Below are 16,887 nucleotides of genomic sequence, written 5' to 3' on the forward strand. Positions count from 1 at the left end.
AATAACTACTCCACAAAGGCGGGGTCAGGCGATGACACCTCAGCCTATCGATTGCGCAACAACGGAAACCACCGATGAGTCAGGCTGCCGTCTTCTTGTGATAACCAGAGCAACTCAGGCCGCTAACACTGCGGGCAGTACCTGTTGCAGGTGCGTTCTCATACATTTCTCTTATATGTTTTGATTGATTATTACCGCAAGTGATTTTATAGTCAATACCGCAGGTGATTGGATATTATTGCTAACGGTAATAAAATTGAGCCATGAAAAAGAAGCCATTGACGCCAGAACAGTTAGACGACGCTAAGCGGCTGAAAGAGCTGTTTAACGCCAAGAAAAAAGCACTGGGTATATCCCAGGAGTCGGTTGCGCACGAATTAGGGGTGGGTCAGAGTGCCGTGAATCAATTCCTCAACGGCATTAATCCACTGAATGTGACCAACGCCGCCGCTTTTGCCAAAGTACTCAATGAGCCTATCAGCAGCTTTAGTCCCTCACTGGCAAAGGAGTTGGCGAAAATGGCCGAGAGCCTGTCAATATCGACTCGCTCTGGGTTAAAAGACAAACCGACGGGTTCTGTCGCCAACAGTTATCCCTTGATCAGTTGGATCAGTGCGGGCAGTTGGTATGAAGCCATAGAGCCTTACACCTTGCGTGATATTGAGATCTGGCCAGAGTCGACTAAAAATGCGCACGACAGTGCATTTTGGCTCAGTGTGAAAGGCGACTCCATGACCTCCCCTTCGGGTATCAGCTTCCCGGAAGGCATGATTATTCTGGTTGATCCAGAAAAAGAGCCGATGCCGGGTAATTTTGTTATCGCGAAACTGACGGATGATAACGAAGCGACATTTAAGAAGCTCATTGTCGATGCGGGCGTTAAATATTTGAAACCCCTGAATCCCGCCTACCGGCTCATCGAGCTAACAGGTAACTGCAAAATCGTGGGCGTGGTGGTCGATGCTCGCTGGTTACAAATAGATTAGCCTCACATGACGGTTATCTTGCTAACCGGACGGCTAAAAAAATCTAAATTACCTGTATAAACAGTCAGATAATATCCCGTATAAAAAACAGCCGCAGGTGATTAGTCATTAAATCACTTGCGGTTGTTTAATTACCATATAAATAATTATAAAAGTGATTTAATTTCCTAGAGTAGTGGTAATCTCGTTGTTTTACACCCAAAAACACTGTACATTAACACAGTTAATTACTCATTTAGGAAAAATCCATGCGCGTTGAATTGATTTATGACAAACGGAATGTCGCGGGCCTAACTAATGCCGGTGAAATGATTAAGGCTGAGTTAACCAAACGTGTACATCGTGTGTTTCCAGGTGCTGACGTTAAGGTCAAAGCGATGCAGGCTAACGGTATCAACACTGATGCCAACAAACAGGAAAAATCAGTGCTCAATCGCTTGGTTGAAGAGATGTTTGATGAAGCAGACGAATGGCTGGTTACTGAGTCTTGAGATGAGATTATCTGGGTGAATCAGCGGCTATTTCTGATAGAGCAAGTGTCACCCAGCAAAACCAAACAGTTTCTGCGGATTTGCAGTATAAATTTCAATCACACCTATGAATTGTAGTGACCCATCCCAGCTTCAATGCGCCCGGTACACACTCGCTGTACCCGTATTTAGGCTGAATTTACACTTTAAATATCACTATTTTTTTCAACATTATTTTTATTCTTATCATTAAATTTTAAGCGATGCAGTTAGCAAGTTTATGTTTTTATTAGATATCGATAGCAACAAAATCCCTCACTTCTGTCACTGTTACATAAACAAGCATTAACAATGGCGCACTTATCGCGCTTTGTTACTGTGACTCAGCTCAAGTTTTTCCCTGCCAAGCCGTTACTTGAATCATGCCTTCCCATTTATTTAGGACGCTCTATGCTTGATTCCATTCGTTCACGTATCTTGGCTGCCTGCATCATCATCGTGGCAGGCTCGCTCGCCATTAACACTTATTTTAACTACTCCGTTGCTAACAAATATAACAGCAGCGCAATCGATAACACATTGACCGCCGTTACCGCGAGTCATGGTGTTGGGATTGCAGACTGGGTGGCGACGAAAACACAAATGATTGTGTCGCTAAAAGAGAGTGCGCTGACGGCTGATCCGACCGCAGCCCTGCGTCAAGTGGCTGCTGCGGGCAATTTCATTAACGTTTATATTGGTTACGCTAATAAGACAGCCACTTTTTCTAATCCCGACGGCATCCCCGCAGGTTACGACCCCACCGGGCGTCCATGGTATCTACAGGCGGTAAAAGCAGGTAAACCTGTGGTTACACCGCCGTATGTCGATGCGGGAACCAACCAATTAGTGGTGACGTTTGCACTCCCGATTATTCAAGATGGGAGTGTTAAAGGGGTATTAGCGGCCGATGTCACCATGGATAGCGTAATTGCAAACGTGAAATCCATACACCCAACGGATGATAGCTTCGGTATGCTAATTGATGCCGATGGCACAATTATCGCGCATCTCGATGCACAGTTAACCCTCAAGCCACTGAGTGACATCGCGCCGACATTGGATCTTAAAACCCTGTTAACGGCTACTGATCCTATTGTTGCCGACATCGGCGACCAGAGTAAATTGCTGCTCGCGCAAGCCGTGCCTGGCACGCAATGGTTTACCGTGGTTGCACTGGATAAAGCCCATGCCACTGCGGGTATGCGCTCACTGCTGACAACATCACTGGTCACCTTGATTGTCATTATTTTCATTGCCGTGGTGATTATTGGTTTGATTACTCAACGCGCCCTGCTCCCCCTAAACCATGTGCATAAAGCGATGGATGCCATCAGTTCTGGCACGGAAGATTTGACCCAGCGTTTGCCGGTCGAAGGCCGCGATGAAGTGGCGAAAATCGCCGAGTCATTCAACCGATTTGCCGACAAACTCAGTGCCGTGATGGCACAAATCCGTGATACCAGCGAGTCAGTGCGGATTGCGGCTAATGAAATTGCGGCGGGGAATCAGGATCTTTCGGGCCGAACCGAGTCTGCCGCCGCCAGCTTGCAGCAAACATCGGCAGCCTTAGAGCAAATTTCAGCCACCGTGGCCCAGTCGGCCAGTGCCGCCAGACAAGCCAACACGGCGGTACTCTCCGCGGCGAATGATGCTTCCCGTGGCGGCGAAGTGATCGCCAAAGTGATCACTACGATGGAGTCCATCGAGGCAGCGTCGGGCAAAATCGGTGATATCACCAGTGTTATCGATGGTATCGCTTTCCAGACCAATATTCTGGCACTGAATGCGGCTGTAGAGGCGGCACGAGCAGGTAAGCAAGGCCGTGGTTTTGCGGTGGTTGCGGGTGAAGTTCGCACACTGGCACAACGCAGTGCTCAGGCGGCGAAAGAGATCAAAACGCTGATTGAATCCACTGTCAGCAGTGTGTCATCAGGCTCGGGTCAAGTCCGTCAGGCCAGTAATACCATGACCGAGATTGTCAGCAGCGTGTCTGATGTCACCACCATTATGTCGGAAATCACCAACGCGGCAGATGAACAAATGCGTGGCATCCATGAGATCAATAGCGCAGTCGCGCAATTGGATACCATGGTGCAACAAAATGCGGCGCTGGTGCAGGAGTCAACAGCCGCCTCTGCGGCGTTGCAGGCTCAGGCGGCTGATTTAACTGGGGCGGTGAATCAATTCAGGATTTAGCTCGATACTCTCTAATTCGACTATTAGCTTAGGTTTCAGCGGGTTATCTCACCCGCTGAAACGCCTCTACCCCAGTAAGATCCGCGCCCCAATTTTAATCGGAGCAAAATGATTGTTCGTCACCCCCGCTTCACTTAACGCCAGCTTGAGTTGCTCCGGTGGCTCATCCAATGATTCATCAGCCAACTCAAATACCCCCCAATGAATCGGAACAGTTATGGGTTGCTGTAATTGCTGAAATAACTGTACCGATTGCTGCGGGTCCATGTGCTGTGCCTGCATAAACCAGCGCGGCGCATAAGCCCCAATCGGCAACGCCGCATAATTGAATGGCCCTAATCTTTCGCCAATGGTCAGCAGTTGTGGGCAATACCCCGTATCCCCCGTGAAATAGAAGTTAATCTCACCGCGTTTGACCACCCAACCCGACCATAGACTTTGGTTGCGATCCCAGGGGGTGCGCATACTCCAATGACGGGCTGGCACACAATGAAACTCAAATTCGGCCGCAAGGTGTGTCTCCCACCAATCCAGTTCGTGGACATGGCGAGCACCGTGTTGCAGCAACCAATTTTTTAGCCCCAACGGGGACAGAAAAGTGATGTCAGGGAAGCGGCGCAATAATTGGGTGATAGTCGTCACATCCAAATGGTCGTAGTGATTATGGGAAATCACCACCACATCAATCTGCGGCAGTGCCTTCACTCGCGCAGGAACCGGGGTTTTGCGCGCTGGCCCGTAAAAATTGAGCGGCGAAGCCCGGCTGGAGAGCACCGGGTCAAACAGCACGGTTTTCCCGCTGACTCGGAGTAAAAGCGAAGCATGGCCCAGCCACCACAACGCATCTTGCTGACCACTGAAATCAGCCTCTTGCCACCAGTCACGGACAAACTGTGCATACCCCTGCTGAGGCGGTTTTGGCAGTGATTGGCGTTTTCGCTCTTCACGCCAGCGCTTCAAATCTTGCGGATGATGAATAACCGGTTCCAGATTCTGGAATCCAAACTCCGTGTGGTGTGGCTTACTCGCATCATAATAGGGGTTTTTCTTCGCCATTTGGCATCCTTCACTGCTAGCCACGATAGCAGCCAACATAGATTCATGGGCTACGCCCGTCATAATTCATTCGTGCTCAATAGAGCTACTTTAACACGCAGAGCAGTAGGCCTAATGGTAGTGATGATATTTCACTTTGCTGATTAAAATCTTGCCACACTTGTCACGGTCATGATTGCGCTAAAAAGGCATTATCGCTTATTCGTATTCTCATGGATATTTCGTTTTTTGCCGAATATCCCCAATCGCCACCAAATTGATTCATATCAATTTTTACTGTAATTCGCACTATTTCAGGCCGCAAAACCCTTTTTCGTGATCAAACACTCATTTTTAAAAACGCCATGCCTATATAAAGAAAACAATTATCCATTATTAATGAAACATTGTTTTAATTTGAGGTGGCGGTAAAAATGAGTAAACAGATTTCAACAAGGCATACGTTGGCGTACGGGAGTGCCAACTTATTGGGCAGTGGGGCGCTGGCCATCAGCGGCGCTTGGCTGATGTATTTCTACACCACCTTTTGCGGGCTGTCTGTCGTCGAAGCCGCGACTATTTTCTCCATCGCCAGCATTATTGATGCCATCAGTAACCCAGTCATGGGTTATATCACCGATAACTTCTACAATACCCGACTGGGCCGCCTATTTGGTCGCCGCCGCTTCTTTATCTTGCTAGGTATCCCGCTGGTATTGGTCTATCCGATGCTCTGGATGAGCGGCTTCGGGTTCTGGTATTACCTGCTGACTTATGCGCTGTTTGAACTGATTTACACCTCCATCATGGTGCCTTATGAAACACTGGCGACCGAGATGACCACGGATTTTGCCAAACGCTCTAAGTTAACCGGATCTAAGGCGATTTTTGGTAAAGTAGCCAACTTTTTGGCCGCCTTCATTCCCGGCCAGTTTATTGCGATTTACGGCAAAGACTCCGCGACCCCCTTCCTCTATACCGGTATCGCCTACGGCCTGATTATGTGCTGTGCGATGATTTGGCTCTACAGCTCATCTTGGGAACGTCCGGCCAGCGAAGTGGTACGGGAAACCACCAGCAGCTTAGGTCAGGCACTGAAAAAACTCTGTGTGGATATGGCGTCAACCTTCCACCTACGAATTTTCCGCAAGCATCTGGGGATGTATCTGTTCGGTTTTGGTGCTGAATGGTTGTTCGCTTCCGCATTTACCTACTTTATTATTTTTGGTCTGGGTCAAGATGCCGCACTGGTTTCTCAGCTCAATAGTTTCAGCTCAATCATGCAGTTGATCTCTACCGCCATCTTTATCGGCATCTGCGTCAAAATGGGCTTCGCTCGCCCGTTCCGTATTGCCCTGCAAGTGGTGATTGTCAGTGTAATTGCCTATGCCGCGCTCTATTTTACGGGTTGGTCTCAAACCACCACCGTGATTGTGTTGTTCTGCATCACCGCAGTTTTCGGCTTAAGCACGGGCGGTATTTATTACATTCCCTGGACAGTTTATACCTTCCTCGCGGATGTCGATGAAGTCTTAACTGGCCGTCGCCGTGAAGGGATCTATGCGGGTGCCATGACCTTCGCGGGCAAAATGACCCGTTCGGTTATTGTCTTCGCCATGGGATGGACGTTGAGCCGCTTTGGCTTCGTCTCGGGGCAATCGAGCCAGCCAGAAGTTGCGGTGCAAGCGATCGTTGGCGTGTTTGCCATCGGGGTGATCTCACTGGCGTTAGTGGCTATTTACTACACCACACAGATGAAGCTAGATCGCAAAAATCATAAAATTCTGCTGGAGGAGATTGAGCGCATCAAAGCTGGCGGTGCCATGGCCGATATTCCTGCCCATGCTCGAGCAGTGGCTGAAGAGCTGACTGGCTGGAAATATGAGCAGTGTTGGGGAAATAACCCGCTGGGCATGAAGGAATCAACAACGGTGATCCCTAAACCCGTGACTGAAAGTTAATCGTCACTCGTCATAACCCACCGCATCGGCTCTCTCCGGTGCGGTTTTTTTGTTTTTGGCGCGGGCTAATATCGGGTTCGACGAAATTACAACTAGGCCGTTTTTTGAACAATTTGGCTTTTTTTGACCATTTTCGGCGTGAAGTTTAACCAAACGAATCAAATTTCAAATTTTTTTAAATGAAACACTAGACATATCATCACGCTATAGATCATAATCCCGCTCATTGGAAGGATGGCCGAGTGGTTTAAGGCAACGGTCTTGAAAACCGTCGACTGTAACAGGTCCTAGAGTTCGAATCTCTATCCTTCCGCCAAATTACGCCGGCATAGCTCAGTTGGTAGAGCAACTGACTTGTAATCAGTAGGTCCCGAGTTCGACTCTTGGTGCCGGCACCAATAAAAAGCCCCGTTATCTGAATAAGATAACGGGGCTTTTGCTTTTCAGCTTATCTCTGTTGCGTCGGTTCTTTGTGGCAACAGTGTTCTGTGGCGGCAGTGATCACACTGCCGCCCATAGCGTCAGCCATTCTTCGCCAACTGAGCGACCAACTGATTAACGCCATCACTCATATTGCTAAATTTAGTCAGTTGAGTGCGGGTGACCACCACAAACACGCCAATGTTCTTTTCTGGAATCATCGCCATATAGGTAATAAATCCACCGCCGCCACCCGTTTTTTGCATAATGCCCGGCAGGCCCGCATTCGGTGCCATATAAACCCAGCCCAGACCCAGCGCATCGGCCTGACCCGCAACATCCATGCCCTTCAGTGAGGTCAGATCACGACGCTGGAAATAGAGCGTCTGCTCACGTTTGGCTGAGCTTTTGCGCGCACTGTTATCCGAAGATAAGAATTGCTGCATCCAGCGCTGCATATCTTCTGGCGTTGAGTAGATCCCGCCACTGCCAGCAGCCGCTATGGTGTTTTCACAGCGGCTACTACCCACCCCCACCATCAGGCGATTGCATTGCTCTGCTGTCGGCGTGAGGGTGGTATTTTTCATGCCCAGCGGGGCAGTGATTTTATCACGTAGCAAGCTGGTATAAGGCTTCCCCGACGCCCGTGATAACGCATCGGCCAGTAAGTCATAGGCCAAATTGGAATAAGCCGCTCTGACACCCGGTGGCACGGTCACATTAGCCTGTTTTAGCCACTGCCAACGATTATCTTTGGTCGGCCAGGTAAACACCGGTCTTTTTTGCGGGCCACCGGGTTGCTCGCGCGGCAGGCCACTGGTATGGCTCGCCAAATTCAGCAAGGTAATCGGCTGCTTGGCATTATAAGAGGGAACCTTGGCTCCCTTAGGCGCATATTTTCGCAATGGGTCGGTCAGTTTAACCGTGCCATCATCAGCCAGTTTAACCATCACTTCACTGGTCATCAGCTTGGTAATTGATGCAATGCGGATGAGTGAGTCTGGCCGTGGGCGGAGGTTGTTACCGGGTTTGGTTTCACCAAAACTGCGATTGACCACCTGATTATTATCGATAACCACCAGTGCCATTCCCATGGCTCCACTGTTATAGAAAATATGCTCGGCATGTTGATCAACAACTTGTGAGGTCAAAAGCTCAGTTTTAGCTTGGCTATGCAAGGGGATAGTAAATAAGGCAGCGGCCAGTAGCGAGGAGGAGAAATATTTCAGCACTCTTTTATCCATGTTAAAAAAGCAAAATAAGTGGTCGTGGGCTTATAGTAATCGGATATCTGAATAAAACATGCTGAAATTTTCTGGCAAACGAATAATTTACATTATCGGGCAGGACGCCCCTATGATCACGGCAAAAAAGCGTGGAAGCTGAGCCAGCGAGTTCTGTCGGCAAAACTAAGGCGCGACAGTGATGCCGCGCCCATTGAACGTTTCTAGCGGAAATCTTAGCCGTGGCAGGCTTTCGCCAGCAATTGTGTCGGACTGACTTGCCAGTCAAAAGTCCCCTTGCCTGTTTCGCCGTTTAGCGAAATACACGCGATTGCTGAGGTCGCAAACATTGGCGGGCATTGCCCCGGACAAAGTTCGGCCACCAGATAGCCAACCAGTGGTAAGTGCGAGATAACCAGCACCGCTTCGTGGTCCTCTTTCGCCAGCGCTTGCAAATAGCAGCAGATGAAAGCCGCATCCCCGCCAGGGGTTAATTCTGGCATCACTTCCTGCTCTGCCGGTAGAGGCATGACCCCTCGCACCACTTCCAGTGTCTGCTCAGCGCGCAAATAAGGGCTAACTAGTATCTGATCGATATCGACCGATTGCTCGTTTAGCCAGCTTGCTATCTGACGTGATTCATCCTGACCACACAGAGTTAGAGGCCTTAGCGCATCACTTGCTGCGTCAAGCGCCGCGTCACCGTGACGCATAATGAAAACTTGCATATTGCACCGTTTTTGTTAACAAAATAACGCTATACAGAAACGCTTTGCGTGCTGTACCGCCGAAACCTTTACCCGAGGGTAAAGAAACTTCATAACGATAACGCGCCGTCTATCTATGGCGGCCGGGCATTTTGCCTGAAACTTAAAGTAAAGAAAATGGCTGTTTTCACACCGGACACTCCGGCGGCCACCCCTGACTGGTTACATAATAACCATATCAATAGCTTAATCCAAACTCTACTGCCTGCCAATAAATAGCGATTAATTCATTTTGGCACGAATAGTCACTTCACGTGATTCTGGCTTTAAGGTAGCGCGGGTTGCCCCCAGAGTACAGTCACCTTATTCGCAAGAATTTCAGGTAGTGATCCTGCTCACACTCTCAATCGGGGGGTGGCTTGACACCTCATTTTCGCTATTTTCTGGCAAGTAAAATTGCCGCTGTTGCTCAGCCATCGTCACCAGCAGCGGACAAGGCTCAAAGCGTTCACCGTACTGCTGCGCCAGCAATCTAAGCGTTTTCACCACGTTATCTGCGCCCAGACTGTCCAAATAGCGGAATGGCCCCCCGAGGAAGGGCGGGAAGCCAATACCGAAAACAGCACCAATATCCCCATCACGTGGGCTACGAATAATGGACTCGTCCAGACAGCGGGCGGCCTCATTCAGCATCATCATGGTGCAGCGCTGCGCTATCACCGCAGATCCGAGATGGGCTTTGGGTGTGACACCCAGTAGAACATAAACGCTGGCATCAACTTGCTTACCGGAGTTTCGTTTCCACTTAATGCCGCGACTTTGGGTGGGATATAAATAAAAACCACGGCCATTTTTACGCCCTTTACGCCCATCCTGCAAAAGGAGGTCAAATGAGGCCGGCGCGGCAAAGCGTGGCCCTAATTGCTCAACCAAGATAGGCATGATTTTGGTTCCGACATCAATACCGACTTCATCCAGCAGCGTAATCGGCCCCACCGGGAAGCCGAAATCGACCAGTGCGCTGTCGATGGAGTCAATAGGTTCACCGTCTAGCAAGCAGCGAGCTGCCTCATTGATATAGGGGGCTAAAATGCGGTTTACATAGAAGCCGGCACGATCAGCCACCACAATGGCTGTTTTCCCCTGTTTACGGGCTAAAGCAACAGTCGTAGCAATGGTCTCTTCACTGGTTTTTGCATGAGGGATCACCTCCACCAGTGGCATTTTATCGACCGGACTAAAGTAGTGCAGGCCGATAACCTGCTCTGGCCGCTGCGCCTGAGCGGCAATTTGGCTGATCGGTAATGACGAGGTATTGGAGGCGAAAATGGTATGCGCCGCGCCGAAATGCTCGATATCCGCAACCATTTGTTGCTTCAATGATAAGTCTTCAAATACCGCTTCAATCACCACATCAACGGTGTCAAAACCGCTGTAATCCGTGCTGCCAGAAATCAGCATCATCTGCCGTTGCCGCTCCGCCGGACGCATCCGTTTGCTGCGCACCCGCTTACCCAGTGCGTCCCACGTATATTTCAGCGCCTGATTAATCCCTTGCGGATTGATATCTTTGATGCGCACGGGCAAACCCGCACGGGTTGCGGTGACATTAGCAATGCCGCCGCCCATCAGTCCGCCCCCCAGCACCCCGACCCGATGAATAGCGCGGGGTTGCGCATCACCACCGGTCTCTTTTTTCAGTGATGTGGTGGCAAAAAACAGACTGCGTAAGGCAGCGGATTGAGGTGACATCGCCAGTTCGCCAAATGCGCTGGCTTCCGCCTCATAGCCACTGGCACTGCCGTGATCCAGCCCTTTACGCACTACATCAATGATGCGTAAAGCCGCCGGATAGTGGCCTTTGGTCTTCGCCAGCGTTTTCTTGCGCACAATATTAAACAGCAGCGCCTTACCTAGCGGGCCACTGAGCAGGCGCTCTTGCCAAGGCACGACAGGCTTATCGAGCCAGCCCGCTTTGGCCCTTTTGATAGCCACATCCAGCAAGATATCTTGCGGCACGGCATCATCCACCAGCCCCATTTTCAGTGCCTGACGGGCGCGGACCTGCCGACCGGTCAGTATCATATCCAGTGCTTTACTGACGCCCACCAGACGCGGCAAGCGCTGTGTGCCACCGGAGCCGGGCAGCAGGCCCAGTTGCACCTCTGGTAGGCCGAGCACCGTTTTATCATCCAGCGAACAGATGCGGCTATGGCACGCCAGCGCCAGTTCCAAACCACCGCCCAGACAAGCACCGTGGATAGCCGCCACCACCGGTACTGGGAATGCCGCAATTTGCGCCAAAATAGATTGCCCTTTTTGGGCCAATTTCCGCGCATCTTGCGCGGTACGGCAAGCCGCAATCATGGTGATATCCGCGCCCGCGATAAACGAGTCTGGTTTGCCAGAAATAATCACCAGCCCCTGCAATTGGGGTAGAGCTTGTGCTTGTTGCAGTATTTCGGCAATTTGCTCTGCAAATTCAGCCTTTAAGGTATTCACTTTATCGCCAATAACATCAATGGTGATGACACCAATATTGTCAGGCCGAACATCGAGGCTAAAGACCGAGGGAGTCACAGCCACACTATCGACGACGACGGGTTCATCAGCGGGGTTAAGTCCATTTTCCTTGCTCATTACTCCACCTCCAAAATCATTGCAGCACCCAATCCACCTGCGGCACAGGCGGTGGTTAGCCCTAGCCCGCCACCTCGGCGGCGCAGCTCATTTAGCGTTTGGGTAATCATGCGCGCGCCAGTAGCCGCAAAAGGATGTCCGTAGGCAATTGAGCCACCCAATACATTGAATTTGCTCATATCAACTTCACCAATCGCCTGCTTGCGACCCAGTTTTTCGCGCGCAAAGGTATCACTGGCAAACATTTTAAGGTTTGCCAAGGTTTGTGCGGCAAAGGCTTCGTGCATATCAATCAGGGTCAAATTTGCCAGTGTGATTCCGGCACGGTCCAGCGCCAACGGGGTGGCATAGGAGGGGCCAAGCAACATGTCTTGCCAAACATCAATGGCGGAAAAAGCAAAACTGCGCAGATAGCCCAATGGCTGTAAACCCAGCGCTTTGGCTTTCGATTCACTCATCATCATGACCGCCGCCGCCCCATCCGTTAGGGGGGTGCTGTTCGCCGCCGTGACACTGCCGTGTTTGCGGTCAAACGCCGGACGTAATTTGGCGTATTGCGCCATCGTAGAGTCTTTGCGGATATTGTTATCTTCGGCAATCGCATCACGGTAAGGCGGAATATAGGCCGTCATCACCTCATCCTGTAATAGCCCCTGCTGCCAAGCTTGCGCTGCCATTTGGTGAGATCGCAGCGCTAGCGCATCCTGATCTTCTCGGCTGATACCATAGGTTTTCGCCATCTGCTCGGCAGTATCTCCCATACGCAAACCGGTTGAGTATTCAGCTACGGCGGGGGCCACGGGCAGCAGATCCCGCAGTTTTAATCGACTGAACAATTTTAGCCGCTGGCCTAGGGTTCGCGCCTTATTGACGTCAACCAACGTGCGCGCCAGTGCTTTACTGACCCCAATGGGCAACACGGAAGAGGAGTCGGCACCGCCAGCTATCGCCACTGTCACTGAACCGGCGATAATACTTTCTGCCACATTCGCTACCGCCTGAAAGCTGGTTGCGCAGGCGCGTGAGACACTGTAGGCGTCGGTATGCACACTCATGCCCGTTCCCAACACAATTTCGCGGGCAATGTTGGGGGCTTCTGGCATTTGTACCACTTGGCCGAACACCAGTTGGTCAATTAACTCAGGAGCTACGCCACTTCGCGCCAGCAGTTCACTGACCACAATATTGCCCAAGTCTACAGCGGGGACGCCATGATAAGCAGTGGCCTGCTTGGCAAAAGGGGTTCGTAGGCCACTGACGATGGCAATGCGATCGCCCTGACGCGTCACTAGCGGTAATGGCTTACTCATAAACGCTCCTGATAAATAAAGTGGCTATCACTCATGATAACAAATAACAGGTCTGACCTGATCTAATGATTGTTAACCAAACATTTACATTTGGTAAACCTATAGAGCAGCAAAGTGAGAGCAGGAGCAACTTTTTGAGGTAAAAACGTCAAGGGGAAGGTGCGGGAGTGGGGTTACATCAGTCGCAAGAATGGATTTGGCGCAATAAATTAGCGGAATAAGTCACACAAAACAAAACGCGAAGCAAAAAGCTCCGCGCTCGTAATCACTTAGGCTACGAAGTGTAAATTAACGCAGGCCCAACTGGAAAATCATGGTTTCGGCCTGACAGGCAAAAGTGAAGTCGATAGTTAAGCGCACGCCGCCTTCCGCTTCTTCCAGTTTATGCTCAATCAGGCAAGGTTCGGACTCAACAGCACGGGCTTTTTCAGTCAGCGTTTTCAGCATCGCTTCTGCTTCGGCGCGGTTATCAAATACACAACTGTAGGATGCGGTACAGTCAGTATTGTCCATGACAGTGCCCACATCAACACAGCAACAAGCCGCAGTTTCTTCAGCACTACACAGGTTTTTTATTGGACGATCGTTTGCATCTGACATCTTCAACTCTCCTCAACGGACATTTCAAAATAGGTGCAAATTGCCTATCAGGTAGCCCAAATAGCAATTAGTACAAAGCCAATAACATCTGGCGCAAAAAAAAATTTCTCTGCCGCTATTTTACTCCCCCAGACCCGAAGGCACTAGGACTTACTGTTTATAGGCTTATTAAGTGATGGATATCACAGTCGTTTTGTTTAGTTGCTCATCAATAGCGCATAAATTGATACTCATTTGTAAGTTTTTTGTTAACTACGTCTATTTTTTGCGATCAAATTTGAACAAATCCTAAAACATACTTGCAACATGCACACAGGTCGGACCTATACTTCAGCCACTGGTCTGCTTTGTCTGACCGAAAACGGACCCTACAATCCCGCATTCTCTTGTTACGGTATGTAACATCAATTAAAACAATGAGGTTTTGGTCATGAACCAGAAAAACCTGTTTACCCGATCAGCTCTGGCAGCTGCAATAGCAATCATCTCTTCGAACGCTTCTGCGGCGGGCTTCCAACTGAATGAATATTCAGCCGCGGCATTAGGCCGCTCTTTCTCTGGTGAAGGCGCTGTTGCCGACAACGCCTCTGTTGGTAGCCGCAACCCCGCCGCAATGACTCTATTTGACCGCCCTTCATTCTCCGGTGGTGCTGTTTATGTCGATCCCAATGTTGATATCACGGGAAAATCGCCCTTAACGGGCAGAAGCACTGATGCCAAAAACATAGCACCCTCAGCATGGATCCCGAATATCCACTTTATTATGCCGTTGAATGAGCAATGGGCCATTGGTGCCTCGGTGACTTCAAACTACGGCTTGGCGACCGAATTTAATGATGACTATATTGCCGGTTCTTTGGGGGGACAGACGGATCTGAAGACCGCTAACACGAATCTGGCTGCAGCTTATCGCCTGAATGAAAACTTCAGTTTCGGCTTGGGCTTTAATGCGGTTTATGCCGATGCCAAGATCGTACGCCATATCGGTGAGCTTGGCGGATCAACCTTCCCTGCCCGTACAGAAATTACCCGCATGGAGGGTAAAGAGTGGGGCTATGGTTGGAATGCCGGTATTCTGTATGAAGTGGATAAAGAGAACCGCTACAGCTTCACCTACCGTTCAAAAGTGAAAATCGACTTTGATGGCGACTTCAGCAATCAATTACCAGTAATAGCTGGCGGCACGGGTGGTGCGACAATCCCTGGTGCCTTAACCTTGAATCTGCCTGAAGTGTGGGAAGTGTCTGGCTACAATAAAGTGGCACCACAATGGGCCATTCACTATAGCTTAGCCTATACCAGTTGGAGCCAATTCAAAGAGTTGAAAGCCACCGGAACGACGGGTAAGACACTGTTTGATAAGGAAGAAGGCTTCAAAGACGTCTACCGTATCGCGTTGGGTACCACCTATTATCATGATGATAACTGGACCTTCCGCACCGGTATTGCCTTTGATGATAGTCCGGTTCCAGCAGATAACCGTACCATCTCGATTCCAGACCAAGACCGTTTCTGGATCAGTGCCGGTACTACCTACGCATTCAACAAAGATGCTTCAGTTGATGTGGGTATTTCCTATATGCACGGACAGAACGTGCACATCTCGGAAAAAACACCCGCATTACCTACCAGCACCACTTATCAGTTCGACTCCAAAGGCACAGCCATGCTGTACGGCGTGAACTTTAACTACGCCTTCTGATAAGTTGTTGTCAGTTTGATGCCCACAAAAAAGCGCCTTTCGGCGCTTTTTTTTATGTTTATTTACATTAGCTTAGGCAAGAAAATGTTCACCACCAATTAGCGGAATAAGCCTTGCTAACACTTCATCATAGAGACCCGCTTCTGATTCAATGACAAACTTAGCTTTGCGCTGACGCCAGTCAAAAGTCTGGATTAATGTCGTTGCCACCACACAGGGTGTATCCAGATTAGTCACTGGCACTTCAGTCGGCGCACCCCGCACACTGCTACTCACGGGGCAGCACATCACCAATCCCGTGAGACGATTATAAGTTTCATGTGACAGAATTAATGCGGGGCGATATTTGCCAATCTCTTTGCCTTTAGTCGGCTCAAAATCCAACCAACAAATATCACCGCGCTTTGGTATATACATTAATAATCAAACTCCCTCTCCGTGGGATCAACCCGTTCATCCGCATGTGCTGTATAAGCGGTAAGTCCGGCCAGTAAACTCTCTTCGGTTAGCGGTTTTTTGACCACTTTTTGAATGACTAATCCCTGTTCGCTAATATCAATATCGACAGTATCACCGACCTCAAAATTTGGGATGGTTTTTAGATTACCTGATAAACGCAATGCCACGCTATTACCCCATTTTTGTAATGTGGCTTGAGTACGCATAATCACCTCCTACACTCTCTGTATCTACTATGAGTATACACAATCTGCTCATGTATATACATCGTAGATACAAAAAAGCGCCTTTCGGCGCTTTTCTATACTCACTGTTTCGTCACTATCTATTGGCTGAATCGATCAGTTCGCGGAGTCGATACTCTCCAGATCACCCTGAATCGCCTGAGCATTCGAGTTCACTTCCGGTTTCAACTGCCCGCCATTCGCCAGGAAATCATTACGCTGGAAGTAAGCTTCGCGCATCATCAGGTAAGGGTCAGAGGAGTTACGTAGCAAGCCATCGGAATCCAGCAACTGCGCGCGGGTTTCAATCCCTTCGACCATCCACTTCCCTGCTGACATCCAGAAGGTCAGATAGCTCAGCACCGGATAGACGTAATCCGCGGCATTACCGCCATCTTCACGAATAGTGAAACTGCCATAGCCCGGTAAGACCACGTAAGGGCCGTAACCGACATTGTAGTGGCCCAGCGTACTCCCGAAGCGGTGCGGAACTTCTTTCGCCAGTTTCGGGTTCGCCATGCCAGCGACGTCAATTAACCCCCCCATCCCCAAAATGGTGTTCAGGAAGAAGCGGTTAAAATGTTTCATGGCGTTGTAAGGGTCACCCACCAAGAAGCTATTCACCATGCTGGCTGGCTCTTCAAGGTTACCGAGGAAGTTGCTCATGCCATTTCGTGCGGGCTGTGGCACATAGTCGCGCCAGACCACAGCGACGGGGCGTACCACATAAGGGTCAAGAACATCATAGTTGAAATTGAACATTGCCCGGTTAAATCCTTCCAGCGGATCAGAGCGGCCCTGCTCCATTTGATCCGGCGAGTTACTGGCGCAGCCGACTAATAGCACGGTTGCAAAAGCCAGCCCAATCAGGCGGTAGTTCATATTTTTCTCCATGAAATTCTTTCCAGCCCC

At 49.8% G+C, this 16,887-nt stretch carries 14 protein-coding genes and 2 tRNA genes; 7 read left to right on the forward strand and 9 right to left on the reverse strand.

Annotation, left to right across the window (positions count from 1 at the left end):
* Positions 1-263 precede the first annotated feature (263 nt).
* The 3 genes from HRD69_RS18660 (at position 264) to HRD69_RS18670 (ending at position 3,694) form a co-directional block, all read left to right on the forward strand.
* Positions 264-986 (forward strand): LexA family protein, encoded by a 723-nt coding sequence (locus HRD69_RS18660; RefSeq protein ID WP_004874701.1) that lies wholly within the window; start codon positions 264-266, stop codon positions 984-986.
* A gap of 248 nt (positions 987-1,234) precedes the next feature.
* On the forward strand, positions 1,235-1,477 hold the full coding sequence (locus HRD69_RS18665; protein WP_004874700.1) for a DinI-like family protein: 243 nt from the start codon (positions 1,235-1,237) through the stop codon (positions 1,475-1,477).
* Positions 1,478-1,906: 429 nt separating this feature from the next.
* Positions 1,907-3,694 (forward strand): methyl-accepting chemotaxis protein, encoded by a 1,788-nt coding sequence (locus tag HRD69_RS18670; RefSeq protein ID WP_004874699.1) that lies wholly within the window; start codon positions 1,907-1,909, stop codon positions 3,692-3,694.
* Positions 3,695-3,760: 66 nt separating this feature from the next.
* Here the strand turns inward: HRD69_RS18670 and HRD69_RS18675 are convergent, their stop codons facing one another.
* Positions 3,761-4,789 carry an MBL fold metallo-hydrolase gene (locus HRD69_RS18675; protein WP_004874698.1) on the reverse strand — a complete coding sequence of 343 codons (1,029 nt, stop codon included), beginning with the start codon at positions 4,787-4,789 and terminating at the stop codon, positions 3,761-3,763.
* A gap of 374 nt (positions 4,790-5,163) precedes the next feature.
* Here HRD69_RS18675 and HRD69_RS18680 point away from each other — a divergent pair, with 374 nt between their 5' ends.
* The 3 genes from HRD69_RS18680 to HRD69_RS18690 all read left to right on the forward strand — a co-directional run bounded on the left by HRD69_RS18680 (position 5,164) and on the right by HRD69_RS18690 (position 7,088).
* The gene (locus HRD69_RS18680) at positions 5,164-6,690 is read left to right on the forward strand and encodes an MFS transporter (protein ID WP_032814003.1); all 1,527 of its coding nucleotides are present in this window, start codon (positions 5,164-5,166) and stop codon (positions 6,688-6,690) included.
* Between the two features lie 228 nt (positions 6,691-6,918).
* A tRNA-Ser gene (locus tag HRD69_RS18685) sits at positions 6,919-7,006 on the forward strand.
* 6 nt (positions 7,007-7,012) lie between these two features.
* Positions 7,013-7,088 (forward strand) — tRNA-Thr (locus HRD69_RS18690).
* A 123-nt stretch (positions 7,089-7,211) separates the two neighbouring features.
* Here HRD69_RS18690 and ampH read toward each other — a convergent pair.
* The 5 genes from ampH to HRD69_RS18715 form a co-directional block, all read right to left on the reverse strand.
* Positions 7,212-8,354: a D-alanyl-D-alanine-carboxypeptidase/endopeptidase AmpH gene (ampH, locus tag HRD69_RS18695; protein ID WP_004874694.1), complete on the reverse strand. Its 1,143-nt coding sequence runs from the start codon at positions 8,352-8,354 to the stop codon at positions 7,212-7,214.
* Between the two features lie 215 nt (positions 8,355-8,569).
* Complete coding sequence (gene sixA / locus HRD69_RS18700; protein ID WP_032814002.1) at positions 8,570-9,061, reverse strand: phosphohistidine phosphatase SixA; 492 nt, start codon at positions 9,059-9,061, stop codon at positions 8,570-8,572.
* A 357-nt stretch (positions 9,062-9,418) separates the two neighbouring features.
* Positions 9,419-11,680: a fatty acid oxidation complex subunit alpha FadJ gene (gene fadJ / locus HRD69_RS18705; protein ID WP_004874692.1), complete on the reverse strand. Its 2,262-nt coding sequence runs from the start codon at positions 11,678-11,680 to the stop codon at positions 9,419-9,421.
* Complete coding sequence (gene fadI / locus HRD69_RS18710) at positions 11,680-12,990, reverse strand: acetyl-CoA C-acyltransferase FadI (protein WP_032814001.1); 1,311 nt, start codon at positions 12,988-12,990, stop codon at positions 11,680-11,682. The genes fadJ and fadI overlap by 1 nt, the downstream gene beginning before the upstream one ends.
* A gap of 288 nt (positions 12,991-13,278) precedes the next feature.
* Positions 13,279-13,590, reverse strand: coding sequence for a YfcZ/YiiS family protein (locus tag HRD69_RS18715; protein ID WP_004874691.1), 312 nt, complete (start codon positions 13,588-13,590; stop codon positions 13,279-13,281).
* Positions 13,591-14,020: 430 nt separating this feature from the next.
* Between HRD69_RS18715 and fadL the strand changes: the two genes are divergently transcribed.
* A complete protein-coding gene (gene fadL / locus HRD69_RS18720) occupies positions 14,021-15,292 on the forward strand; it encodes a long-chain fatty acid transporter FadL (RefSeq protein WP_004874690.1) in 1,272 nt (423 codons plus the stop codon).
* A gap of 72 nt (positions 15,293-15,364) precedes the next feature.
* Here fadL and HRD69_RS18725 read toward each other — a convergent pair whose 3' ends face one another.
* From HRD69_RS18725 to mlaA, 3 genes are all read right to left on the reverse strand, one after another.
* Positions 15,365-15,709, reverse strand: coding sequence for a type II toxin-antitoxin system PemK/MazF family toxin (locus tag HRD69_RS18725; protein WP_004874689.1), 345 nt, complete (start codon positions 15,707-15,709; stop codon positions 15,365-15,367).
* A complete protein-coding gene (locus tag HRD69_RS18730) occupies positions 15,709-15,957 on the reverse strand; it encodes an AbrB/MazE/SpoVT family DNA-binding domain-containing protein (RefSeq protein ID WP_032814000.1) in 249 nt (82 codons plus the stop codon). Before HRD69_RS18730 ends, HRD69_RS18725 begins: the two co-directional genes overlap by 1 nt.
* Before the next feature lie 135 nt (positions 15,958-16,092).
* Positions 16,093-16,857, reverse strand: coding sequence for a phospholipid-binding lipoprotein MlaA (gene mlaA, locus HRD69_RS18735; RefSeq protein WP_072080259.1), 765 nt, complete (start codon positions 16,855-16,857; stop codon positions 16,093-16,095).
* Positions 16,858-16,887: the final 30 nt, after the last annotated feature.

It is taken from the genome of Yersinia mollaretii ATCC 43969 (assembly GCF_013282725.1).
Lineage (GTDB): Bacteria > Pseudomonadota > Gammaproteobacteria > Enterobacterales > Enterobacteriaceae > Yersinia > Yersinia mollaretii.